Annotated in this window: 23 protein-coding genes and 1 pseudogene; 9 read left to right on the forward strand and 15 right to left on the reverse strand. The window is 60.0% G+C overall.

What is annotated here, in order from left to right; translation table 11 throughout:
* Window positions 1-8 precede the first annotated feature (8 nt).
* Window positions 9-1,001: a L,D-transpeptidase gene (locus Tal182_RS09330; RefSeq protein ID WP_085859226.1), complete on the forward strand. Its 993-nt coding sequence runs from the start codon at window positions 9-11 to the stop codon at window positions 999-1,001.
* A 73-nt stretch (window positions 1,002-1,074) separates the two neighbouring features.
* On the opposite strand, the gene Tal182_RS09335 is transcribed toward Tal182_RS09330, so the two are convergent.
* Complete coding sequence (locus Tal182_RS09335; protein WP_085859227.1) at window positions 1,075-1,611, reverse strand: peroxiredoxin-like family protein; 537 nt, start codon at window positions 1,609-1,611, stop codon at window positions 1,075-1,077.
* A gap of 90 nt (window positions 1,612-1,701) precedes the next feature.
* Between Tal182_RS09335 and Tal182_RS09340 the strand changes: the two genes are divergently transcribed.
* Window positions 1,702-2,457 (forward strand): AraC family transcriptional regulator, encoded by a 756-nt coding sequence (locus tag Tal182_RS09340; protein WP_085859228.1) that lies wholly within the window; start codon window positions 1,702-1,704, stop codon window positions 2,455-2,457.
* Window positions 2,458-2,623: 166 nt separating this feature from the next.
* On the opposite strand, the gene Tal182_RS09345 is transcribed toward Tal182_RS09340, so the two are convergent.
* Window positions 2,624-3,415 carry a phenylalanine 4-monooxygenase gene (locus Tal182_RS09345; protein WP_011425035.1) on the reverse strand — a complete coding sequence of 264 codons (792 nt, stop codon included), beginning with the start codon at window positions 3,413-3,415 and terminating at the stop codon, window positions 2,624-2,626.
* Between the two features lie 123 nt (window positions 3,416-3,538).
* Between Tal182_RS09345 and Tal182_RS09350 the strand changes: the two genes are divergently transcribed.
* On the forward strand, window positions 3,539-4,000 hold the full coding sequence (locus Tal182_RS09350) for an Lrp/AsnC family transcriptional regulator (RefSeq protein WP_064801990.1): 462 nt from the start codon (window positions 3,539-3,541) through the stop codon (window positions 3,998-4,000).
* Window positions 4,001-4,003: 3 nt separating this feature from the next.
* On the opposite strand, the gene Tal182_RS09355 is transcribed toward Tal182_RS09350, so the two are convergent.
* The gene (locus Tal182_RS09355; protein ID WP_064801992.1) at window positions 4,004-4,504 is read right to left on the reverse strand and encodes an Lrp/AsnC family transcriptional regulator; all 501 of its coding nucleotides are present in this window, start codon (window positions 4,502-4,504) and stop codon (window positions 4,004-4,006) included.
* A gap of 130 nt (window positions 4,505-4,634) precedes the next feature.
* On the opposite strand from Tal182_RS09355, the gene hppD reads away from it, so the two are divergent.
* Genes hppD through maiA form a run of 4 tightly spaced genes read left to right on the forward strand, consistent with a single transcriptional unit; the run spans window position 4,635 to window position 8,848 of the window.
* Window positions 4,635-5,744 carry a 4-hydroxyphenylpyruvate dioxygenase gene (gene hppD / locus Tal182_RS09360; RefSeq protein WP_085859229.1) on the forward strand — a complete coding sequence of 370 codons (1,110 nt, stop codon included), beginning with the start codon at window positions 4,635-4,637 and terminating at the stop codon, window positions 5,742-5,744.
* A gap of 39 nt (window positions 5,745-5,783) precedes the next feature.
* Window positions 5,784-7,145: a homogentisate 1,2-dioxygenase gene (gene hmgA / locus Tal182_RS09365; protein WP_085859230.1), complete on the forward strand. Its 1,362-nt coding sequence runs from the start codon at window positions 5,784-5,786 to the stop codon at window positions 7,143-7,145.
* A 48-nt stretch (window positions 7,146-7,193) separates the two neighbouring features.
* Complete coding sequence (locus tag Tal182_RS09370; protein WP_085859231.1) at window positions 7,194-8,219, forward strand: fumarylacetoacetate hydrolase family protein; 1,026 nt, start codon at window positions 7,194-7,196, stop codon at window positions 8,217-8,219.
* Window positions 8,216-8,848, forward strand: a complete 633-nt coding sequence (gene maiA / locus Tal182_RS09375) for a maleylacetoacetate isomerase (protein WP_085859232.1) — start codon at window positions 8,216-8,218, stop codon at window positions 8,846-8,848. The genes Tal182_RS09370 and maiA overlap by 4 nt, the downstream gene beginning before the upstream one ends.
* Window positions 8,849-8,851: 3 nt before the next feature.
* On the opposite strand, the gene Tal182_RS09380 is transcribed toward maiA, so the two are convergent.
* Window positions 8,852-9,322 carry an MEKHLA domain-containing protein gene (locus tag Tal182_RS09380; protein ID WP_085859233.1) on the reverse strand — a complete coding sequence of 157 codons (471 nt, stop codon included), beginning with the start codon at window positions 9,320-9,322 and terminating at the stop codon, window positions 8,852-8,854.
* Between the two features lie 71 nt (window positions 9,323-9,393).
* On the opposite strand from Tal182_RS09380, the pseudogene Tal182_RS09385 reads away from it, so the two are divergent.
* Window positions 9,394-9,658: pseudogene (locus Tal182_RS09385) on the forward strand (hypothetical protein); the annotation flags it as partial.
* Between the two features lie 102 nt (window positions 9,659-9,760).
* Here Tal182_RS09385 and Tal182_RS09390 read toward each other — a convergent pair.
* Window positions 9,761-10,669 (reverse strand): ATP-dependent Clp protease proteolytic subunit, encoded by a 909-nt coding sequence (locus Tal182_RS09390; protein ID WP_085859235.1) that lies wholly within the window; start codon window positions 10,667-10,669, stop codon window positions 9,761-9,763.
* A gap of 197 nt (window positions 10,670-10,866) precedes the next feature.
* Here Tal182_RS09390 and Tal182_RS09395 point away from each other — a divergent pair, with 197 nt between their 5' ends.
* Window positions 10,867-12,135 (forward strand): patatin-like phospholipase family protein, encoded by a 1,269-nt coding sequence (locus Tal182_RS09395; RefSeq protein WP_085859236.1) that lies wholly within the window; start codon window positions 10,867-10,869, stop codon window positions 12,133-12,135.
* 276 nt (window positions 12,136-12,411) lie between these two features.
* Here the strand turns inward: Tal182_RS09395 and Tal182_RS09400 are convergent, their stop codons facing one another.
* The 10 genes from Tal182_RS09400 to Tal182_RS09445 form a co-directional block, all read right to left on the reverse strand.
* Complete coding sequence (locus Tal182_RS09400) at window positions 12,412-12,945, reverse strand: histidine phosphatase family protein (protein WP_085859237.1); 534 nt, start codon at window positions 12,943-12,945, stop codon at window positions 12,412-12,414.
* A 584-nt stretch (window positions 12,946-13,529) separates the two neighbouring features.
* Window positions 13,530-14,900, reverse strand: coding sequence for an IS1182 family transposase (locus tag Tal182_RS09405; RefSeq protein ID WP_085859238.1), 1,371 nt, complete (start codon window positions 14,898-14,900; stop codon window positions 13,530-13,532).
* Window positions 14,901-14,988: 88 nt separating this feature from the next.
* Window positions 14,989-16,797, reverse strand: coding sequence for a TniQ family protein (locus Tal182_RS09410; RefSeq protein ID WP_085859239.1), 1,809 nt, complete (start codon window positions 16,795-16,797; stop codon window positions 14,989-14,991).
* On the reverse strand, window positions 16,794-17,849 hold the full coding sequence (locus tag Tal182_RS09415) for an ATP-binding protein (RefSeq protein ID WP_085859240.1): 1,056 nt from the start codon (window positions 17,847-17,849) through the stop codon (window positions 16,794-16,796). The genes Tal182_RS09410 and Tal182_RS09415 overlap by 4 nt, the downstream gene beginning before the upstream one ends.
* 15 nt (window positions 17,850-17,864) lie before the next feature.
* Window positions 17,865-20,144 (reverse strand): Mu transposase C-terminal domain-containing protein, encoded by a 2,280-nt coding sequence (locus tag Tal182_RS09420; protein ID WP_085859241.1) that lies wholly within the window; start codon window positions 20,142-20,144, stop codon window positions 17,865-17,867.
* Window positions 20,141-20,428, reverse strand: coding sequence for a hypothetical protein (locus Tal182_RS09425; protein ID WP_085859242.1), 288 nt, complete (start codon window positions 20,426-20,428; stop codon window positions 20,141-20,143). Before Tal182_RS09425 ends, Tal182_RS09420 begins: the two co-directional genes overlap by 4 nt.
* Before the next feature lie 10 nt (window positions 20,429-20,438).
* Complete coding sequence (locus Tal182_RS09430) at window positions 20,439-21,281, reverse strand: TnsA endonuclease N-terminal domain-containing protein (RefSeq protein ID WP_085859243.1); 843 nt, start codon at window positions 21,279-21,281, stop codon at window positions 20,439-20,441.
* A gap of 180 nt (window positions 21,282-21,461) precedes the next feature.
* Window positions 21,462-21,944 (reverse strand): hypothetical protein, encoded by a 483-nt coding sequence (locus Tal182_RS09435; protein WP_085859244.1) that lies wholly within the window; start codon window positions 21,942-21,944, stop codon window positions 21,462-21,464.
* Window positions 21,945-21,987: 43 nt separating this feature from the next.
* Entirely contained in the window at window positions 21,988-22,455 is a 468-nt protein-coding gene (locus Tal182_RS09440) for a hypothetical protein (RefSeq protein WP_085859245.1), read from the reverse strand.
* 80 nt (window positions 22,456-22,535) lie between these two features.
* On the reverse strand, window positions 22,536-22,943 hold the full coding sequence (locus tag Tal182_RS09445) for a hypothetical protein (protein ID WP_085859246.1): 408 nt from the start codon (window positions 22,941-22,943) through the stop codon (window positions 22,536-22,538).
* Window positions 22,944-23,438: the final 495 nt, after the last annotated feature.

The following is a 23,438-nucleotide window of genomic DNA, read 5'->3' on the forward strand; positions in this document are numbered from 1 at the left end:
TGTTGTCCATGAAAACAGCCCTGCCGATCTCGCTGCTCGCTCTGGCCCTTTCCGTTGGCGGCGCTTCCGCGGGGGAGCTTCGTCCCGAAGCGATCAATGCCGCTTCCCTTGCCGATATCGGGAAAGGAAAGCTGCCGCCCGCAGATCCGGACCCGGCGATCATCCGCCTTCAGGTCCTGCTCGACCGTGCGGGCTCGTCTCCCGGCGTGATCGACGGTCTCTCCGGCGAGAACGTCGACAAGGCGGTGGCCGGCTTCGAGGCGATGAACAAGCTTCCCGTAGACGGCAGGCCGGATCCGGATGTCGCCTCCCGGTTGGAAGACAATTCGCCCATCATCGAGAGCTATGTCGTCTCGCCGGAGGACGCCACGGGGCTCGTTGACAGAATCCCTGAGGATTACGGCGAGAAGGCAAAGATGCAGAGCCTCGGCTATACCAGCGTTGCGGAGAAGCTGTCCGAGCGCTTTCACATGGATCTCGATCTCTTGAATGCGCTCAACCCGGGTTCGCAGTTCGCGCCCGGCGACAATGTGTGGGTCGTTGATCCCGGCCCTCCCAGAGAAGGCAAGGTTAGGAGTATCGAGGTTGACAAGAAGACAGGGCAGGTGGTGGCCTATGGTGAGGATGGATCGCTGCTTGCCGTCTATCCCGCCACGATCGGCAGCGAGGACAATCCGGCGCCCTCAGGAAAGCACAAGGTCAAGGGCGTCGCGCGAATGCCGGTCTACCGATACGATCCGAAGCGAAATTTCAAGCAGGGAAAGAACAACAAGGTCCTGACGATCCCGAAGGGACCGAATGGCCCGGTCGGCACCGTCTGGATCGACCTGACCGAGCCGACCTATGGCATACACGGAACGCCGGAGCCGAAGCTCATCGACAAGGTCGGCTCGCATGGCTGCGTGCGGCTGACGAATTGGGACGCCGAAGAGCTGGCCGGCATGGTCAAGCCGGGCGTCCCGGTCAAATTTGTCAATCGCAGTCCCGCCGATCCGAAGTGAAACCCAAATCTGACGATCACTTGAACAAGGCGGCGGCCACAGCTGCCTTCCGGCGCGTCGCGATCAGGCGGCGTTAGACCCCTCCCGTATATTCACCTCTTGCCGGGTAGCCGTTTTTGACCACAAAATCCAACGCCTGCACCATGTCGGCGAAATTTGGCCGCGCAAACGGCATGGATTGGACCGAGAGCCAATAGACCGTCCGATCCGGCCTGACTAAGAACACGCCCGGCTCTGAGAAGAGTTCGGGTTCCTCGATGCCAATCGATGTCTTGCCGCGCGAACTGGAAATATAAAGACCCCATTGCCGCGCCACGCTCAACGGCAGGCCATAACCGACCCGCAGGTGTTCAGCACCGATTTTGTCCGCCATCTGCCTGGCGCGGTCTTCCCCATCAGAGCTTATAGCGATTGTACTTACCCCGCGATCTTCGAAGGCTGGCGTCATCCGTTCCAACTCTTTGAGATAGTTTGCGCAGACGGGGCAGTGGAGCCCACGGTAGAAGCACACAAGCGTCATGAGCGATGGGCCTTCGCTCGTCAGATCGAACTCGCCATGCTGAAGGGTCTTAATGGTCAAATTGGGGGCCAGTGTTCTCGGGATCAACATCGATCAACTCCCTTAGGTCAAACGTCAGACGCCGTGTTGACGTCGAGGCCTCACCGTTTCATAATTTTGATCATCACTAGTCCGAGAATCATGATCGAAAGTCCGAAGCCTTTTAGAAAAGTTGATCGCCTGACGGCCTTCTTTGACGCATTCGAACTGGAAGTCTCGCTGGACCCAACGCCGATAAGCTATGGCCGCGCCCGGCTGTTCGTGATTGGTGAAGCAGGCGGCCCCGTCGAAGCAATCGTTCTCCAACCACGGGGCGACAGCGTTCCCGAGCCATCGGTGTTGATGACCGCGGCGGTCGATTTCGAGGGGGCGCATAACCCGCTCATGAATGCGTTGCCTGACCAGGTCCTCGTCGGCATCAACGATATTCCAGCTCTTCGGGACATCACGGCCGCCTTCATGGAGGAAGCGCTGGACTCTCGCTGCGGACGCAGCGCCGCCCTCAATCGCCTTGGCGAAGTCATTGTTCTGCTCATTCTGAGGTCGGCGATTGATCGTGGGGCGACTGGGCCTGGCTTGCTCGCGGGCCTGTCCCATCCCTCGTTACACCGGGCCTTGGTGGCAATGCATGATGCGCCGGCGCGCGCCTGGAACAGCGATGACCTTGCTGCAGCGGCAGGGATGTCAAGGAGCCATTTCATGGCCCTGTTTCGCGACGTGGTTGGCACAACGCCGCAGGCCTATTTGACGGGATGGCGTTTGATTCTTGCTCGACGAAAGCTCGCCAAAGGGGCGAAGGTGAAGGCGGTGGCGCGTCAAGTCGGATTTGGCAGTGCGGCTGCTTTCTCTCGCGCATTTTTCCGGAAATTCGGGGATTGGCCCTCAGTCCCATTCTAGGTGCGCGATAGAGGTCGCCCTTAGTGCATCAGGTGGAAACGGCAGGGGCGCGGCATCCACCACGCGTGGAAGCCAAGCTTTCATTTTGCGGCTCAGCCATTTTCTCCAGATCAATGATCGTCAAAGCGCCTGCTTTAGATCGGCGGCGATTGACGTTGGCTTTCAATCACGAAGCCTTGGCTTCGAAAGCCGGGGCGAAATCCCCCAGCGATTTCGCCTTGAGGATCGCGCCGCCGATATCCTGCTCCACGATCGCCTCGAGATCGGCAAAGCTGTCGATAACATAGTAGATCGGCTGGAGGATATCGATGCGGTAGGGCGTCCGGAGCACGCTCAACAGATCGAACGGCCGGAATTCGCACGCCGTGCCTTCCGTTGCCGCCTTGGCTTCACTCGGAGAAGAGACGATGCCGGCGCCGAAACAGCGGCGGCCTTGCGGCGTGTTGATCAGGCCGAATTCGACTGTGAACCAGAAAATCCGGAACAGATGCCATGAATAGCCCTTGCCGAGGCGCATGGCAGTTTCGCCGAAGTGCCGGACGAAATTGGCATAGCTCTGATTGGTCAGCAGCGGGCAATGGCCGAACACTTCGTGGAACAGGTCCGGTTCCTCGATATAATCGATATGCTCGCGGCGGCGCAGGAAGGTCGCCAGCGGGAACTTGCCCTGCGACAGAAGTTCATAGAAGCGCGAGGGCGGAATGAGCGCCGGCACGCCTTCCACGCCGAAACCGGTGGTCTCGTTCAGGCGTCTGTTCACATCGAGGAGCTGCGGCACTTTCTCCGGCCTGAGCCCCAGCAGTTTGACGCCGTCCAGATATTCCTGGCAAGCCTTATCGGCCAAGAGCTTCATCTGACGCCGGTAGAGTTCGCCCCAGATCGCATCTTCTTCGGGGGTATAGTCATAGAGGCCGTCCGGGCCGGGCAGTTTGGCGGTGTAGCTGCTTTCCTTGGTCATCGATTGATCCTCCCGGGAATGGCAATATCTCTGTCATTATGCTCCGTGTTTGACGGATTTTCTTTTCTTTCATGCCGGCTGTCGCCATAGTGGTGGGAGATATTCTCGAATGTGGTGGCGAAAATGAAAGAAACTGGGAATTTCCGCCGCAAGCTTCTGCAGCTGATCCAGGCCGACGGCACTCTGTCGTTGGCGGACCTGGCGGAAAAGGCCGGCATGTCGCAAAGCTCGGCCTGGCGGAAGATCCAGGAACTCGAAGCCGACGGCGTCATCCGCAAGCGCGTGACGCTGCTCGATCCCGGCAAACTCGATCTCAAGCTCTGCGTGATTGCGCACGTCACGCTGGAGGATCACCATGAGGAGGCGGTGGCTTCTTTCGCTTCAGTGGTGCTGGAGCGGCCGGAGATCATGGAGTGCTACGCCTTGTCGGGCGCCTTCGACTACATGCTGAAGATAAGGGCGAGGGACGTCGAAAGCTACGAAGCCTTCATGACCCGCTATCTGATGCGCAATCCGCATGTGCGCACCGTCGTATCGAGCTTCGTGTTGCGCGAGCTGAAATTCTCCACCGAACTGCCGCTCTGACCATTATCGCGCGCTGTCGCCATGCCGGCTGCCCGGCATCATCACCGGATAGCCTTCGAACGTCTTCAGCGTGTCGAGCACGATTGACGTTTTCACGTGCTGCACGGATTCGTGCGGCAGCAGAACGTCGTTGACGAACTTCGACAGATCGGCGAGCCCACGGGTCGCCACCTTCAGGTGATAGTCCATCTCGCCGGTCAACGCGTAGGCTTCGAGAACTTCGGGCAGGCCGTTGATTAGTTGCGAAAATCGGCGGGCATTGTCTCGGTTGTGGGTCGCAAGCGTGACGGAAATGACCACCAGCATATCAAGCCCCAGCTTCTCCCGATCGAGGTGGGCACGGTAGCTGCGAATATATCCCTCGGCCTCCAGTCTGGTGCGCCGGCGTGAGCATTGCGACGGTGAGAGCGCGATGCGCTCACCAAGCTCGTTGTTCGTGAGCCTGCCATCCTTTTGAAGTTCAAGGAGGAGGCGCAGGTCTAGTTTGTCGAGGGGCTCATCCATTGCGCAAAATCTCCAAAATGCTCACAGGTCGTGCATAAACTGTTCCTTACGCATCAAGAACGCAAGAACTTTGCACGTGTTTTGAGCCATAGTTTGCATAGAAAATGCAATCTCCTCTGGAGGAAAGAAAATGGGTCCGTTCCCGCATGATGCGCCTCCGTCGGAAATCACCGCCGACAATCCGGCCGGCACCGACGGCTTCGAATTCGTCGAGTTCGCTCACCCCGAGCCTGAGAAACTTACCGAGCTCTTCACACGCATGGGCTATGTCGCGGTCGCCAGGCACAAGACGAAAGACATTACCGTCTGGCGCCAGGGCGACATCAATTATGTCCTCAATGCCGAGCGCGGCAGTCATGCCGCCCGTTTCGTCGCAAAGCATGGTCCCTGCGCCCCGTCGATGGCCTGGCGTGTGGTCGATGCCAGGCACGCCTTCGATCACGCCGTGTCGAAAGGCGCCGTTCCCTATGAAGGAAATGACAAGGTGCTCGATGTCCCGGCGATTGTCGGGATTGGCGGTTCGCTGCTCTATTTCGTCGAGACCTATGGGGCAAAAGGATCGGCTTACGAGGCCGAGTTCGATTGGCTTGGCGAGCCCAATCCGAAGCCGCTCGGGATCGGCTTTTACTATCTCGACCATCTCACCCACAACGTCTTCCGCGGCAACATGGACAAGTGGTGGGATTTCTACCGCAACCTGTTCAATTTCAAACAGATTCACTTCTTCGATATTGACGGCCGCATCACCGGTCTGGTCAGCCGCGCCATCACCTCGCCCTGCGGCAAGATCCGCATTCCGCTGAATGAATCGAAGGACGACACCAGCCAGATCGAGGAATATCTGAAGAAGTATCGGGGCGAGGGCATTCAGCACATCGCCGTTGGCACGGAGGATATTTACGAGGCAACCGACCGGCTTGCCGATAACGGCCTGCGCTTCATGCCGGGGCCTCCCGAGACCTATTACGACATGTCCTATGAACGCGTGCATGGCCATGACGAACCGATCGACCGCATGAAGAAGCACGGCATCCTGATCGACGGCGAAGGTGTGGTGAACGGCGGCATGACAAAAATCCTGCTGCAGATCTTCTCCAAAACGGTGATCGGTCCGATCTTCTTCGAATTCATCCAGCGCAAGGGCGACGAGGGTTTCGGCGAAGGCAACTTCCGTGCGCTGTTCGAGTCGATCGAAGCCGATCAGATCAAGCGTGGTGTCATCGGCACGGCAGCGGAGTAAACTCTACGGCGCAGTAGAGTTTTCGGGGAGGAGTTGAGCATGGACCAGACAGCGATCCAGGCCGCCGATGCGGAAGCGGCGACCGCAAACAGACTGAAATATATGCCGGGTTTCGGCAACGATTTCGAGACGGAGTCGCTGCCCGGCGCCTTGCCGCAGGGCCAGAACAGCCCGCAGAAATGCAATTACGGCCTTTATGCCGAGCAGCTTTCCGGCTCGCCCTTCACCGCGCCGCGCGGCACGAATGAACGGTCCTGGCTGTACCGCATTCGCCCGAGCGTGCGTCACACCCGCCGCTTTTCGAACGCGTCCTATCCGCTCTGGAAAACCGCGCCTTGTCTCGACGAGCATTCGCTGCCGCTCGGCCAGCTGCGCTGGGATCCGATCCCCGCGCCTGAGCAGAGGCTGAGCTTTCTGCAAGGGGTGCGGACGATGACGACGGCAGGCGATGCCGCGACCCAGGTCGGCATGTCGGCGCATGCCTATGTCTTCAATGAAGACATGGTCGACGATTATTTCTTCAACGCCGACGGCGAACTGCTGATCGTGCCGCAGCTCGGCGCCATCAGAGTGTTCACCGAAATGGGCATCATGGATGTCGAGCCGCTGGAGATATGCCTCATTCCCCGCGGCATGATGTTCAAGATCATGACAGTGGGCGAGCAGACGGTCTGGCGCGGCTATATCTGCGAGAACTATGGCGCCAAATTCACATTGCCGGACCGCGGGCCGATCGGCGCCAATTGCCTGGCAAACCCGCGCGACTTCAAGACGCCGGTCGCCGCCTTTGAAGACAAGGAAACACCCTGCCGCGTCCATGTGAAATGGTGCGGCAAATTCTATGTCACCGAGATCGGCCACTCGCCGCTTGATGTGGTTGCCTGGCACGGCAATTACGCGCCTTACAAATACGACTTGCGGACGTTTTCGCCGGTGGGCGCAATCAGCTTCGATCATCCCGACCCGTCGATCTTCTCGGTGCTGACGGCGCCGACCGAAGATGCCGGCACGGCGAATGTCGATTTCGTGATCTTTCCGCCGCGCTGGCTGGTCGCCGAACACACTTTCCGCCCGCCCTGGTATCACCGCAATATCATGAGCGAGTTCATGGGCCTGATCCATGGCCAGTATGACGCCAAGGAGGAGGGCTTCGTGCCTGGCGGGATCAGCCTTCACAACATGATGCTTCCCCACGGCCCGGATGCGCTCGCCTTCGAAAAGGCATCCAACAGCGAACTCAAACCGGTGAAGCTCGATCACACCATGGCCTTCATGTTCGAGACTCGCTACCCGCAGCAGCTGACCAAATATGCGGCCGAGCTCGAAACGCTGCAGGACGATTACCTCGAATGCTGGGATGGCCTCGAACGCAAGTTCGACGGAACTCCGGGCATCAAGTGACAGGATCGGTCAAGATCGGCGAAGCTTCCTCCGGCACGGAATTGAGACATGAAACTTGCGACCTTGAAGGACTCCACCAGGGACGGCCGCCTCGTCGTCGTGTCCCGCGATCTGGCCCGCTGTTCGGAGGTCGGCCACATCGCCCGCACCCTGCAGGCGGCGCTAGACGACTGGGAGCATGTCGCTCCGAGACTTCGTCTGGTCGCCGAAGGCATCGAGACGGGCGCCCAGCCGACGATGCGGTTTCACGAACATGACGCCGCATCGCCTTTGCCGCGTGCCTATCAATGGGCCGACGGCTCGGCCTACGTCAATCATGTGGAACTGGTGCGCAAGGCGCGCGGCGCCGAGATGCCGGCGAGCTTCTGGACCGATCCGTTGATGTATCAAGGTGGCTCTGACGGTTTTCTCGCACCGCGCGATCCAATCCTGATGGCGGACGAGGCCTATGGGATCGACATGGAGGGCGAGGTTGCCGTTATCACCGGCGACGTCGCCATGGGTTCTAGCCCGGAAGCCGCCGTAGGCGCCATTCGTCTGGTGATGCTCGTCAACGACGTGTCGCTGCGCGGCCTCATCCCGGACGAGCTGGCGAAAGGCTTCGGTTTCTTCCAGTCCAAGCCGGCCTCGGCATTCTCGCCGGTCGCGGTGACGCCGGACGAGCTAGAAGAGGCGTGGGACGGCAGCAAGCTGCACCTGCCTCTGCTCGTGAGCCTGAACGGCAGACCATTCGGCAAGGCGAATGCCGGCATCGACATGACCTTCGACTTCGGCCGGCTGATCGCCCATGCCGCCAAAACCCGCCACCTCGTGGCCGGAACGATTGTCGGCTCCGGCACGGTCTCCAACAAGCTCGATGGCGGCCCCGGCAAGCCGGTGGAGGCGGGGGGAGACGGCTATTCCTGCATTGCCGAACTGAGGATGATCGAGGCGATCGAGAGCGGATCACCGAAGACCCCCTTTATGAGGTTCGGCGACCAGGTCCGCATCGAGATGAAGGACCATGCCGGCCATTCGATCTTCGGAGCGATCGAGCAGACGGTCGGACGATACGAGGGAGCCGACCGGCGATGAACGAGATCATTCTCTACGACTACTGGCGGTCATCGGCGAGTTATCGAGTGCGGATCGCGCTCAATCTTCTGGGCCTTGACTACCAGACCGTGCCGATCAACTTGCTCGACGGTGCGCACAGAATGCCGGACTATCTCGCGCTCAACCCGCAGGGGCTCGTGCCGACACTTGTGATCGATGGGAAAACGCTGACACAGTCGCTGGCCATCATCGAATATCTGGCCGAGTCTCGGTCGGAATACGGATTGCTGCCGTCCGATAGCTCCGATCGCCATAGAGTGCGCGCTCTCGCATATGCAATTGCCATGGACATCCATCCGATCTGCAATCTGCATGTCGTCTCGCATCTTCTGACGCTGACCGACAAGGCGGAGGCTCGCGAGGAATGGATGAAACATTTCATCGGCGATGGACTTCGCACGCTAGAGATCATGCTCGGGGAATCCGATGGCGCGTTCAGCTTTGGCGACAGGCCGTCGATGGCCGATCTCTGCCTTGTTCCCCAGGTCTACAATGCCCGCCGCTGGGGAGTTGATATGACTGCTTTCAGACGCATCAGCGATGTCGACGCCAGATGCGCCGACCTCCCCGCCTTCCAGGCAGCGCATCCGGACCGCGTGAAGCCGTAGGAACTACGCGTCCCGCCACGATGAAAATATCGCCGCCTGGCCCAACCGCTTTCCCGTCTCATCGATGAGCTGCCAGACAGTGAAATTTTCGACCCAGAAACGGCGCCCCGATTTCGCCACCCTGAGGCCGCGTCCGTTGTCGACAAACCCATCGCGCGTGACGGCGTCCAGCAGCCGCTGGCGTTCGGCGCGATCAGGCTGCTCGGCCGAAAGCCGCGACGGCAGCATGATGAATTCGTCCCAGCTATATTCGAAGCAGTTCTGCGCGGTCCGGTTTGCGTAGATGAAGCGCGGGTCGGGCAGGGTATTGTGGGCGAGGACGACGAAAGGAGCATGGCTGTAAAGCCAATCCGGCCCCTGCCCATCCTCGACGAGGGCGCGGCCGACGATGCGCTTGTAGCTGCCGGTAAGAAGGGCGAAGAAATCGGGATCATTCCTCAGGTCGAAGGCGTGATTGTCATAGGGAGAAGTCACGAACGGCCTCGCTGGTCAAATGTGTCGGTGCAGGCGACATAGCCGAAATCAATTGCACGCGTCTATGATGGCAGATCGAGTCCGAGACCGGAAAGGTGCTCGCCACGGACAAGGGTGCCAAGGCCCCGGACCGGTTGATCCGTCAGCGGACAGGACTGGACGACATCTGTCGCAGGAGTCGATCGCTGGGCACCGAGACGCAAGTGGCGTGCAAACGGCGCGACGAACTCGGTTCGCTGCTCAATCGCGTCGACTGGTGCTACGGCCTGAAGGCGAAGCCGGAGTAAACTGGAGTGGCACAAATGCGATGCCAACTCACGCACCATGCAGAATAGATATCACCGGTCCGCCGATAATGTGCGGCAGTTGTCTGAGCAAGCCGGCATCAACGTACACGTCCTGCTTTCCCGAAAATCGTTCCGATTTACGGCCGATACGCTAGCAGCCGTCAAGCGCCTTGATCCTGGAGACCAGGGTCTTGCCAAACACGTAGGTGGTCAGGACATCGGCGCGACCCTGGCAGCGACGGCCATCATTGGTGACGTATTCGTAGGAAACCCGGACGTCATCAGTGCCGCGCAGCGCCGTGCCTGTGAGTTTGAGCGGCTGCGACATCGCGCCGAAGAAGGCGTGGATTGATGCTTCATTGAAGGGCCCCTGGCCACGCTTTTCCGGAATGACCAGCGCCGAGGCGGTTTCACCATCGGCTGCTGCGAGCGCCGAGTAGAAGGCCGTCACCGTGCGCATAGGATCGTGCGGAAACGTCTTGCCCGCCTCAGACGCCGGATCAGGTCCGTCCTCGTCAATCACGTCATAGGTAATGCCCACGGCCTGTGCCTTATCGGCCGTCAGCCACGCGATGCCTTCAGGCGGTGCCGACGTCACGTAGGCGATGGCGGTGTCGGATAATCCCAGCTGATTGAGGTAGGCTCCGACCAGAGCGTTGGCGACGCCGCTCTCGCTGGCCTTGCCGTCCACTATCCGATAGGCGGCATGAAAGCCGATATTCGATTCGGGCTGAAGAAACCGGGGCGACCCGGCAAGCCAGGTGAGGGCGCAGGCTGACGCGCACAAGGTGCCCGGCAGGGTCGCCGTGGCAAAGCCTCGAAGGCGGACGGCCCGCCCGATCTCGATCCCGGCTTTGACATCCCCGCCCTCGCTGTTCAGAAACACAAGGGCCTTGCTGGAGGCGGCAGCCAGATTTCTGAAGACGATTTCGTCACCGTCGTTCAAGACGCCCGTGACCGAGATCAAGTCCGTGTCACCTTCCAACGGCCCTCGCGTGATCTCTGCCGCAGACAGAGGAAACGCGCATAAAAACAACAACCCAGCCACGATGTGACGCATCGATTCCCCCACTTTCGCTGGTGTTATTGAACATCGCGAAGGATGTTTTGCAAGACTGATCGTGCAACCCTGCAGAGGGCTTGGCCTGTGGATCGAAGTGAAAGAGGACGGACGCCGATCTCGTGGTAAATCCGCTATGACATTTCTTCTGATATACAGCGAATGTCGCCACCCTTCTTAACGTGATACGACAGAGCATGTCAGCAGACGAGCATCCTGAGGAAAACAGCGTCCGCTCTGGATCTGACGACCCCGAGAAGCCGGCCGAGCGCTACCAACTCGGTCTTTGCCTTTCGGGCGGCGGCTACCGGGCCATGCTATTCCATGCGGGATCGCTGGCGAGGCTGAACGAGGCCGGTCTTCTCGCAAAGCTCGATATGATCTCCTCGGTCTCGGGCGGATCCATCGCCTCCGGCCTGCTCGCCTATATCTGGCCCCGGCTGATCTTCGAGAACGACATCGCCGTCAACTTCAGGACTGAATATCTGGATCGCGTTCTGGCCTTCAGTCAGCTATTCGCTGATGGGCCGAGCTTCCTGAAGGGCCTGTTCAATCCCTTTTCGAGCGCGGCGGCGGAAGCCGCGAAACTTTACGAGCGACATCTGTTCGATGGAAAATCGCCAAGCCTCAGAGATCTTCCGAGCTCGCCCTGGTTCGTATTTTGCGCCAGCAATCTCAGCACCGGTTCGCTCTTCCGTATGTCCAACCGTTATATCGCAGATTATCGGATCGGGGTGTCGTTCCATCCGGCACTTTCGCTCGCGACCGCGGTTGCCGCTTCGGCCGCATTCCCGCCGGTGCTGTCACCGCTGCGATTGGACCTGGCGCAGTTTTCATGGAAGAGGGAAAAACTCGATGACACCGTTGGCGAACCGGTTGCTCCGAGCCGGGCAATATTGAGCGACGGCGGCGTCTACGACAATCACGGCATCGAGCCGGCGCTGAAACGCTGCGACTGTCTACTTGTCAGCGATGCCGGCGCGCCTTGGCGCTCCTCGACCCGCGGATACTGGAACTATCTCTCGCAGCTCAAGCGCGTTCTCGATACGACGGACAATCAGGTGAGGTCGTTGCGGCGGCGAGACCTGATCGGCGGCTTCAAGGCTGCAAAACAGGCCGATAGGCTTGGCCTCGACGATCTCGCGAAATCGGCGCTGCGCGCAAGAACCCATGGCGTCTACTGGTCGATCGACAGCAAGGACGCCGAACTCAAACCCTACGCCTCTTACACGCTGCCGCCGTCGTCGGTCATTCCCGCGCAGGTCGGCACCTACCTTCATTTCCTCGGCGCTGAGGAGACCGAGCATCTGACGAACTGGGGGCACTACGTCTGCGACGCGATGCTCAACCGGTTCTATCCAGCGCCCTTGGCTCCATCGTCCGGCCCGCCGTTGGCTGCCGGAGCCGTGAAGCCGACTTGGGCGGCGAGGGCGAGCAAGCGCCTGTTCGACATTCTGCCCTTTTGACAATGGCCGGAGGTGCCGGCCAGGGAGAGCCCGAAGGCGGAACTCTGACGGGGTGAGGGAAGCGGCTGCCCGGCGTGTGGCAATCCACCATCTAGAGGAAGAGATGCCCGCAAGGATTACCTTGTCGAACCGATCCCAATTCGTTGACGAGAACGGGTTCTTCGGCCTGTCGGCTTGTCGAACCATTCTGCCGTGAACGGCCCGTTCGGTACGGGCGCGAGGCAGAATCAGGGCCGCACACGATGTCCACCAAATCCAAACCGGAAAGTGGCCCTATTATCCCAAAGATCGCGGTGTTACGAACCGCTCGAGATAACCGGTGCCCGCCGCAATATCGTCCCATCCGTCGAGATCGAGGTCGATGACGGCGAGTCCCGCCGTCGGGAACTTTTCCCGCATGCGTCCCACGGCAGCGGCATCGCCGTCTGCCACGATCAGCGAGGCCGCATTCTCCATGCCGGGATTGTGGCCGACGATGAGCAGCGTCCGGATACCAGGTTCGACGGCCCGGATCACATCGAGGATGCGATCGGCCGACACCTCGTAGATATCCGGCGCCTCGCGTTCGGAGACCTTTTTCGAAAGGGCCCGGCGGACGAGCTTCCATGTTTCCTGCGCCCGGCGGGCCGGCGAGACGAGGGCGAGATCGGGGATCAGCTTTTCGCGCGCCATATAGGTGCCGATGACGGGTGCAGCCTTGCGCCCGCGACCCGCCAATGGCCGCTCACGGTCGGCCGCACCGTCGGGCCAGGCGGATTTGGCGTGGCGCAGAAGGATGAGGCGGTGTTTCGGCATGGGCTTGAGTGTCATTTTATCGCGAGGCCGATGTCGTCGGTTCGTTTCGTGTTGACTCCCGGAGCATGAAGGGCCTCCGATACAGCTCGTAAACTAGGCGGATGCCACTGGCAGGTCCAGTTGTCCCGTCCTACTTTGCGAACTTGAGCATCCCGCGGATTTATGGCGTTTCGCTACTCTTGCGGTTGTTTCTCTGTTTGTTCCTCAGAGGATTCTCCGGGCACTTGTTAGTGCCCGGACGGCTGTGTCGGGTTGGCCATTTCTTCTGTCGGAAATGGCCAATTTCAGAGGCTTTTAGCCAGAACTAGCTTCGATTTCTCAACAGACACTGTGTCGCGTCCATTGAAACAATCTCCCAACTCGCCTCCCGCGCATTGATTTCATTGAATAATCCAGAGGACGTCTAACAAATCAAATCCCGGTCCAAACAAGATCGATCCCCGGAGCTTCAAGCGCCTCTCTTTGGGCATAAAAAAAGCCCGGCGAAGCCGGGCGCAGGCTGCTGACAAACCCCGTCATTTTTTGGCGGGGTTTTGTTTTGTATTGATATTGGTGGCTTGAACGACTTGCGATGGCGTGCTTTCGGAGGCGTCATCGCCTCATGCGGGCGTTGGTTTTGGTGCCGTTGTGAGGGCCATCGCGATCTTCTTGATGTTCTGCGCTGCGGCTGCCAGCAGGCACTGGCATGCGACGCGGATTTGACTTCGGAAGCGGGCATAGCGATGTCCGTGAAGCTGTTTGGCATCCGCGAAGGAGCGTTCGACCGTCTCCTTTCGCCGCTTGTAGATTGCTTTGCCCCAAGGCTTCAGTCGGTTGGCATCGGTCCGCTCGCGGGCTTCGGCCCAGACGTGTCGGGTGATGGTGCGGGTCGAGGCGGCGTTCGAGGTGCAGGATGCAAGCAAGGGGCAGTCGCGGCAGATCACCGGGTCGGAGCGATAGTGGCGATAGCCGTTGCGGTCGGTGGTGGCGTAGGCGAGCAGTTGGCCTTGCGGGCAGCGGTAGCCGTCTTCTTGCCCATCGTAGACGAACTTCGACTTGCGCATCATGCCAAGCTTGGGCGGCGTCGGATTGCGATAGCCGGTGACGCCGAGGATGTCGCGTTGTTCGAGCCCTCTGGCAATGCCGGATGTGGCATAGCCCGCATCGAGCCCGACCGCTTTGACATCGAAGGAGAAGCGTTGGCGCTGACGGTCCAGCCGATCGAGATAGACGATGCTGTCATGCACATTGGCTGGGGTGACATGGGTGTCGGTGATGATGGCGTGCCGGCCGTCCACCGTGCGGTGGTCGAGATAGAAGAAGCCTTTCGGCTTGCCGTCGCGCACCATGTAGCCGCTGTCGGGATCGGTGCGCGACACCTTGGTTTCCCTGACCTCAGGCGCGCGCGCCTTTTCCTTCAACGGCTTCTGGCCGCGCACCAGGCGTTCCGCATCGATCGCCCGGTCGAGATCGGCCCAATAGTCGGACCGCGACTTTTCGATCATCGCAAGATCATATTTGCCCTTGTTGGCATTCGCCTTCAGGTGGGTCGAATCCGTATAGAGCACCATGCCATCGACCAGCCCATGGCCGATCGCCTGCTCGACGATATGGTCGAAGATGTCCTGCGCCACATCCGTATCGTTGAAGCGCCGGCGCCGGTTCTGCGACAAGGTCGAGGCGTCGAACACCCCATCCGTCAGTTTCATCCGCAAGAACCAGCGATAGGCGACATTGACCTCGATCTCGCGCACCAACTGCCGCTCGGAGCGGATGCCGAACAGGTAGCCGATGAACAACGCCTTGAACATCAAGGTTGGATCGAGCGGTGGTCGGCCATTGTCGGCGCAATACAATCCCGCAACGCGGTCGTGGATGAAGGAGAAGTCAATCACCGCCTCGATCTTGCGAAGCAGGTGATCCTTTGGCACCAGACTATCGAGCGTCACCATCTCGAGAGCTGTCTGTTCAGGGCTGGGTTTCTTCAACATGTCCCAGTGAATCACAAACCCCCAGCTCTCGCCAGGGGTTTGTCAGCAGTCTGAGCCCGGCGAAGCCGGGCGCTGTGATGACGGGAATCTAATATCTGAAAAACGATCGATGATAGAACGTCGCTCCGACCGCTTCCGCAGAGATACTCGGAAAGATCCCAAGCGGGCGCAATTGACGACGTATGAGACCCACGTTTTTCCGGAATTCCTTTGCCAAGTTGAAGAGCGAGACGTAGTCGCGTTTGAACTCTTCGACGACCGAAGGTTGAAGATACCTTTGGCGGCACCGTTTAACAGGGTTGAGCTGCCACTCCGCAACCACCCAGCCCGTATCGATGAGGTTTCTCAAAATCTGACTCGGAATGTTCAACACTTTGGCGGCATCGACGATGTTCATTCCGTCTTGGCTGGGAAGGGCGGTGTGCCGTGCGACCTCGGTCGGATTGAACATGATGGCTCTGAATCCGCTTCTGCCCGGATGAACGGAGACCGTTTCCAGCTTCGCGCCGAACAACAAGCCGAGGAGTTCGGCGAACTTACAGTTCGCGCGCTTGATCGTTTCGGAAAACGAAGTCAGGCCGGCGTCTTGATCGAAGGCGCAAGTCGCGTGCGACACTACCTTAGCGACGAACGCGTCAAGATCGGACGGGCGATAGAGGGCATACATCCCGGCTTGGTCGGAACCGGCTGAATTCCGGATGTGCCCGTCGCGCACCAGAACCTTGAACGAGGGACGGCTTACTCCGATATGCTCGGCAGCGTGCTCCGCGGAAAGGTTACCTCTGATGCGGTCGACGAGCGCGAGCATCTCATCCTTCGGGAGCAGCGTTCGCTCGTCCGTAAGGGTGTCGCTTCCGACTATTGCCTTCGCATTCTTGAGGAGCTTGCGCAGGGTCTTGGGATGGATGCGATACTCCTGTGCTGCCGAGTGGACAGAGTGAATTCGGCGTTCGGTAACGCGCCCGAACATCTCGTCTCCGGGGCCGATCGGCAGTGACCCCAAGGTCACGTCGTACATCACGCTACGGATCGGGTCGTATGCACTGTCGCTGGTTTCATGAGCGAGGCGCTCGTATAGCCGACCGTAAAGCGCCCGGCCGCCGGTGTGCGTCTTCTTGTTCCAGAAATCGCCGTGCATCGACTTCAGAAATTCATCGAAAGCGCTCTGGCCAGCAGAAACGACTTCGAAACCCATCTGCGCAGCCTTCGCCCAATCGCCTTCTGAATGATCGTCGACTTGGTAGACTTTACCGAAGACCCTCGCCGCACCGACGAGTTCGGACAGACGTCCCACGACATACAAAGGAAACTCGTCGATCCAGCCATGAGAGGCGCGTCGGCCCCAAACCGCACTTTCGACGAAATTTTCGAAGGGCGTGCGCAACGCCGCTTCCGGCTGCTCACGGGACATCGTGGGCAATTCCGCAGCGATCATTCGAGCGACGTCGTGGGAACCGGTAAGGTTGCTCTGATTGGCCAGCCGGAACAGCGTCTGGTGTCTTGCGCAGGTGCGGACAAACGTAATGCACCACGAAAGCCGACCGTACCCACGAGCTTCTCGACGCATCCCTTTGGTCTGAAGATCTTCCTCGAGGCAGTGGGCGCAGTATCGAAGGCGGCTGCGCATGACGGACTTCTTTGAAAGCCGCTGACCGTTGACGTCGTAGAAGAGTCCGTCCTTCGTGAGAAGGCGACCGGCGACGTCATCGACGCCTGCCAGCTCCAACATTTTCTGAGTTTCCAGTGGATTTCCCACGGCGATCTTCACGTGGTTTAGACCGAGGTACCAACAGAAGTCCTTTACGTTGGGGACGCCGTTCGCCGCCGCCAGGCGCGAGCAGAAGCTGAACGCGGTTTCGTCGGAGTTAAAGGGCACGGTGATCGAGAGCGTGTTCATCGTGGACGTTCTCCAGGTTTCAGTGCCTTTGCCTTCGTGGCGCCCGCGGACGTCTCGTTTTCCTCGCCGCTCTCAAGCCTGGCCAGACCGCTGGGGAGTGCTTCCCACGCTTCCTCGACGAACACGTTGTCGTGTGGCAGGCATTCGGTTCGGTTGTAGTACGCTTGCGCAAAATCGAGAGGGCAGACCTCAGTTCGATTGTCCCAAAGGGCAACCTCGATAGCGTCTCGGATCAGCTCGATGATCGAGCCCGCGTTCCCGATGCATGAGTGGATCAGGCGCAACGAGAGGTCATCGAGCTTCAGTCCGGCCATGGTGAATTCTGCATGATCGAGAATGATTTCGTTCAGCCACGTCACTACGCGGGAGGCCTTCGCCGCAGAAATCCGGCGAAGCTTCATGCGCTTGGATCGGTTTAGCATCTGGGTATCCCGCTTGCGGAGCTTGTCGAGAGGGTCGACTCCGATGAGGATCACGCGGATGGGCCAGTCTGCGTTGTCGACGAGCGTGATCAGATTGTCCGAGAACTCCTGAAGCTCTTGCTCGTCATTGATCTTCATTGTCCGCTGCGCCTCGTCGATCACCAGGAACATGACCCGGTGCGCGCAGATCGAACTGACCATCTGAGGCCAGGCCACCGTCTTCGCAAGGTTGTCGCGTACGGGAACTCCGAGACGCTTCATGAAGCGGACAGCGAAGTTGCGCTGGGTACACGGCGAGGCGGCGTCGTCCTTGAGAAGCGGCTTGGCACGGCCCTCGTCGTCTTCGTAAGACAAGAAGGCGGGATCGGCTGCGAGGATATTCTCCACGAGGCGCGACTTGCCGGAGTTAGACTCTCCGGTTACGAAGAGGATCTTGCGTTTCTTTTCGCCGGTCACAAGGCTACGCTTCATTGCGGCGATATGCGCCTTGAGATGGTCGTCACGTGGCGTCGAGCAATTTCTGACGCGGATAGCCTTCATCCTTGCGGAAACGCGTTCGTCCTCCGCTGACATCGTGGCGAGCATCCGCGCCTCAGCCGCTTCGCGGCGACGCTTGTTGTCATGCATCATCTAGGATTGGCCCTCTCAGTGTTCGTTGAAGTAGCGGACCGAATTGACCGTTCCGGCGGTCTCGGCAGGTTTGGCGGGTCCCTGGGCGCCGGGATTGGCGCCCGTAGCCTGAGCTTGGGCCTTCTTGAGCTTCTTCTTGCCCTTGGCCGTTTCGCCATACTTGGCGGCCGCGGCCGCCGCGGTCTGCTCCTTGCCGAGGTCGAGGTCGTCGCCCGCCGTTTCGTCGGTGTAGCCCCAGGCGTCGTCGGAGAAAGGGGTTCCGGCCCAGTCCTGCGTGCTCACCTCATGGGAGTATTCCGACTCCGGGACCACGCGGAGCTCGCGGAACACGCGACGCTCCACGCGCTTGATGTGCTCCTCGGTGATGATCGGGGAGGCGACGCTATACTTGATGCGACCGATTTCCGCCTGCGCATCGATGTATTCCAAAGCCGCATCCACCTGTGCGCTGGTACGGTTGGTATACTCGGTATCGATGAGACGGAGTTCCTGCAGCAGGGCCGTCGCTTCCCAGTAGGAGAGTCCCTTCAACTGCGGCAGCCGACAAGGAACACGATAAGCGAGTTCACCGTCGAACACCGTGATTTCCGATACGTCCTGCATGTCAACGCGGATGTGCACCTCGCGATCGGTGTCGTCCTGTCGCATTTTCTGGATTTCCTCGGACTGGAAATAGAAGCCGATAAACCGGATGCCTTCGCGACCGATCACACGCGTAAGATTGATGCCGTAGATCTTGCGGCGGAGATATCCCGTCGGCGGAGCCGGCGGCTTACGCAGCTTGCAACCCACCAGCCAGGCCTGGTTAGGAGTCATTCCTCCAAGTTTTCCGGTGTTCGGAGTATTGTGGTAGATGTCCAAGATGGCACGCAGCAGGACTTTCTCCAGCATCACGGGGTCGACCGAAACGCCCTTCTTCGGGTCGTGGTCACCGCGCTTGACGACGTCGGAGAAGGTTCGGCCCGAGAAATTCTGCAGAGTGAGGGAGCCGATGGTGCCGAAGACACGCTCCATCGTTCCACGCAACCACGGCATCTTTACCGGCGTGTGGAACTTCGCGGTCTTGGCATCGGTGAGCGTGGTCAAGACCGCGGTGCTCGTGTACCAGGCCGCGGCATCCAGGCGAATGCCGCGCACGCCACCGCAGTGCTTCCATTCGGACTTGCAACCTGCGTTCCGCGCGGTTTGGGTCTTGTCGCGGGCCGTCATTTCGAAGGTGGCGCGGGCCGTCGCGATCGAAGGCGCCTGCGTGTGTACGCGGAAGCTCAAGAAGGCCGTAGACGAATGGTCGACCACGGCCGAGAACCAAAAACGTTCGCTGGCATCCTTATAGGCCCTTTGCTCCTCCTCGGAAAGCTGATCCCAGACGTTGGCCGCCTTGATCATCGTAACGAGGTCCAGCCGGCACTCGTCGCCTTCGGCCACGTCCATCGGATGTCCGCGGTCCTTCCCGATGACGATGTTGTACTTCGCCATTGCCTTGGCCTCGCCTAGTCGGGCGACCGTCTTCGAGAAGTCGGGAATGGCGTCCAAACGATTGTAGAACGTGCTGCGCGAACCCAGGTTGAGCTGGTCATTGTCCGCGCGGCTGCGGTTCAGTCGACGTTCGACGGCCTTCATGATTCGGTACAGGTAGGCGCCGGTCGGCTCCGTCGAGGAGAGATAGCGCCATACGAAGTGTCCCTGAAGGTGGAGCTCCTCGGGCGTGAAGGTACTTTTCTTCCCGGTGCCGCGGCGATCGCGAAGCACGCGCGCGTCGCCGCCAGCGCGTTCCAGCTTCAGCGACCATTCGCTCACCGCCTCGTAGCTCGCGAGCTTCAGGTGCGGTTCGTCGCTGTTCTCATATGAAAACTTGAATTTCTTAAAATGCGCCAGTCCACGCATCTCCTCGTGGTCGGCGTAGTATTCCTCGCGGATCTGGCGCATCAGCGGCTTGCGACGATGATGGGGGATGCGACCGATTTCGTCGCGCTTTCGACGGAGGAGGGTGACCCACAGAAGCTTGAAGCCGACGGAGTCCTGCTCCTCCGGCGGCATGTCCTGAAGGTGCGCCGCACCTTTATCCAGATCGCGCTTTCGCGGATCGTAGAAGCCACGATCGACGATCAGGCGATCTTCGGCGAGCGCGCGCTGAATGTCTTCGTTGGAAAGAACGTCGATCTTGCCGTTGCCTTCGCGACGCTCGAACGCCTTTCCCTCAGGAGCATCAAGGGCCAGCTTGACCTCGACGTCGTGCAGGAAGATGCGGTCGAAGGGCTCGATCGAAAACCCTGTGATATTGGCAAATGCCGTCATTGTGGCGCTCCTGTCAGATGCGGTCGGACCGGCGAGCGGCGCGCTGGCCGTTCTCGGGAATTGGCTTCGGCGTTGAAAAAACCGCGATGTAGGATCAGCCGGCCGTCGCAGATGGCGTCGCGGAGAAAGCCCTCGCAGAAGATCGAGACCTTGCCGCTGCCGTCGAGATGCTGAAAGGTGGGGAGGCTGTGGGTTTCACCAATCAGCCTGAGTTCGTGGCCGTTCAAAAGAACGCGATCTTCGCTATCGATCGTACCGGCCGAGGTGTGCGCGCGAATTTTCATCGGTGATCTCCTAGTGACGAATGAGGGGAAGGATGACGGAGGCGTCCGAGAAACGGCGGCGCGGTTCCTCGATCTGGATGAGGCGGTCGTACAAGAGGCAGAGCACGGCGTTCCAGACGTCGGACTCGTCGCCAAGTTGTTCCTGCAGGCGCCAGATTTCGATCGGGCGGCCGATGCCGAGCAGCACCTCGAGGACGTGGTCGCAGTAAGCCTGCAAGCGCACCGCTCGGGCCTCGTTGACGTCGACTGCATTCCAGCCGTAGTCCCGCGTGATCTTCGCTTCCGTGCATACGATGAACTTGTCTGCGAACGTCGGTGCATGGAGCGACGCCAGCGCCTGCATCTTCCGAACCGTCTGGTCGCGCTTCAACTGGTCCTCGGGCTTGACCGCATAGGCCACCCGCAGGCGACCGGAACTGGTCGTGCGGAAATCGATCGTGTGGCGATGGTGGCTGCCGTCCAGTTGGAACGGCAGTTCCGCCGGCTGGTCCTCGACCAAGACGATGTTCTTGTCGGCCATGAGAATGTTCGTCATGAGGTACTCCAAAATGCTCTCGAAGCTGAGAAGGCGGTTGCGGGAGATGTCGACCACGTGTCCGCGGATCGACGAGCCGGATTTCAGTGAGATTTGGCGGGACGCTGTAGAGGCGCGGGGAGGTTCCCAGGCCACGTCGGTGCGGTCGCCCGCTTCATCGAAGGTGAGGCCCGGATGGTCGTCAGGCGTGACGCCCGGCACGATCAGCCGGCCCGCCGCCGGCCGGTCCGGGCAGGCGAATTCGAAGCCGTCGGGGATTGCGCGGACAGTGCCGCGCTTCTTCCTGATCAGATAGTCGAGGACTCGTCGTTCGAGCATGCGGGCATCCTTTCGAGCGCGCAGGTTTCCTGTCCCGGCCGACAGGCGGCCGGGCTGCTTGTTGCGATTGCGGTGAATGCGTGACTGGAGGTGCTAGTTCGTGCGCGCGAGATTGTCGAAGTGGAAGCCGAGAACGACCTTCGTCTTTCGGTCCACGTGCAGGACGACGGCCGTTGCGCTTCATCTTCGCCCGGTCGTCCCCGCCCAGAAGGCTTCCCCAGCCACGCGACGCCTGCAACGCGCCTTGTTCATCAGGCGTTGCAACGGCCAATAGTTGCCGACCGAGCCCTCCTCTCGCCACAACTCCTCGGCTGCTGCGATAGCCTCGAGTGTGAGACCTTCTCCAACGGCGTCAGCACCACGCTGGAACTTCACGTGGCGGCGGAAGGTGCTCTCCGAAAAGAGCATTCCGCGGACGCCGCCCGCAAGTGCGCTGAACTCGAGCTGCCGGTAGGTGTGTTTGACGGACTGGATTCGATGACCGGCGGCACACGCGACGACCGCTCTGAGGTAGAGCAGTACGGTCGCCCGCCGACGGACATCGATCGCCCGCAGCTCGAGGCGTCGGGAGGCCTCCGCGATGCGGCGATAGACAACCTCCGCACGATGCTCGACCGACAGTGCGGGCGACTGAGCTGCGCGCAGCGTTTTCATGTGTTTCATCTTCGGCTCCTTCAAAACCTATGAAACGATGTGGACAAATGGACTAGCCGCGGTGATCCGGACGCGACTGAGCGCGGAGTTCCGCGATGACGGCGTGAACGAAGATGCGACGGCTCGGGCACGGTGCGTCCAGCCCTTCCTCCGTCGTGGCGGAAAGCCACTCGCGGCGGAGGAGGTGGTAAAACGTGACGATTGCTGCATCGCCGCGAACCTCGCGGGATACGAGGCCGCGAACCGAGAGCCCTTCCTCCTTGGCGCATTCCTTGGCAGTATCGACAAGGAGGCGATCGAAGACGTCCATGCGAGGTGCGGACGCGAACATCGTGTTTTCCGAGCGATCGCGATATCCCTTGGACATGAGGGCGCAGAGGTCGGAGACCTCGGTCTCACCGCGCGTGTCGGACTGCTCGAGTTCCCAGTCGTCGCCATCGAAGGGGGCGTGCTCGAAGCGGTCGCCCATCGAGACGCCAATCATCGGAACGCCGTCGAAATTCTTGTAGATCAAGCCCATGTTCATCATCCTTGTCGTTGGGCATAGCTTCGCCGATCGCGCTCGCGGCGCGTCTTGCCTGCCCGTGGCTCGTTTTATTTTCAGATAGTCAGCGACGTCATGATCGCTGCTTCCGCAGGCCGCGGCGTAGGTGCCCATGCACGCCGCCGCCGCTTCTCTCGTCCCCGAGGCCGGGGTTCAGCCTGGTCGGTTGGCCGAGGCAGACGCACGTCGATGACCATGAGCGTGTAGAGCCCCATCGCCTCGGCAAGTTCTCCTTTGTCGACCACCGGCCTGCAGTCCCGGTACCGAGCGTTCCACGCAGCGACCTCGATCTGGAAGCGCCCGTACATGCCGTCGAGATCTCGGCCAAGCTTCGAACGCCACTTGTCGATGACCGCGTATTGAATGGCGACAAGCTCGAACCACAGGCCCACGCGCCATCCCAACCACTCCACGAAGTGGGGATGACGGGAGAGCGGTTGCTCGATGATGTTGCGGCCTTCCATGGCGACCTCCCTCAAGATCGTGAAGCAGCGTATGGCTCCACGTCGACGTTCCCGGTCCTCTTAAACCAGGAAAAAAGACGTTGCAGACCCTGACCGCAGCGCGAGGCTTGCGGAAGAAAATGGTGTGCTTCGGTTTGGCTGGGACGTGTATTCCGGCGAAGACGGGTTCGGGCGCGCGCCGCAGGGGCGCCGCCGACCTGATGGTCAGGCTGCTATGAGGAACCTCGTGCGGAAATCACGCATCACGCTTCGGCCTACAAGAAGGTTGAGACGCCGATTTAGGTAGCGGATAAAATTAATATTGTCCACAGAATTAGTTTAAGTTTGAGGCATTGACTGTGTGTGTATGTAGTATTGAAATACGCGTACGCGCGCGTATCGGGACAAAATCCTCAGTGCACGTAGTTAATTGTCAACATTTATGTGGAATGAACTTACCTGTTTGTCAACAATTATGAATCCATAGGTTTGTTACTTTCGACGCCGCGAGGAATC

This window comes from Rhizobium sp. TAL182 (assembly GCF_002117725.1).
Classification (GTDB): domain Bacteria; phylum Pseudomonadota; class Alphaproteobacteria; order Rhizobiales; family Rhizobiaceae; genus Rhizobium; species Rhizobium esperanzae.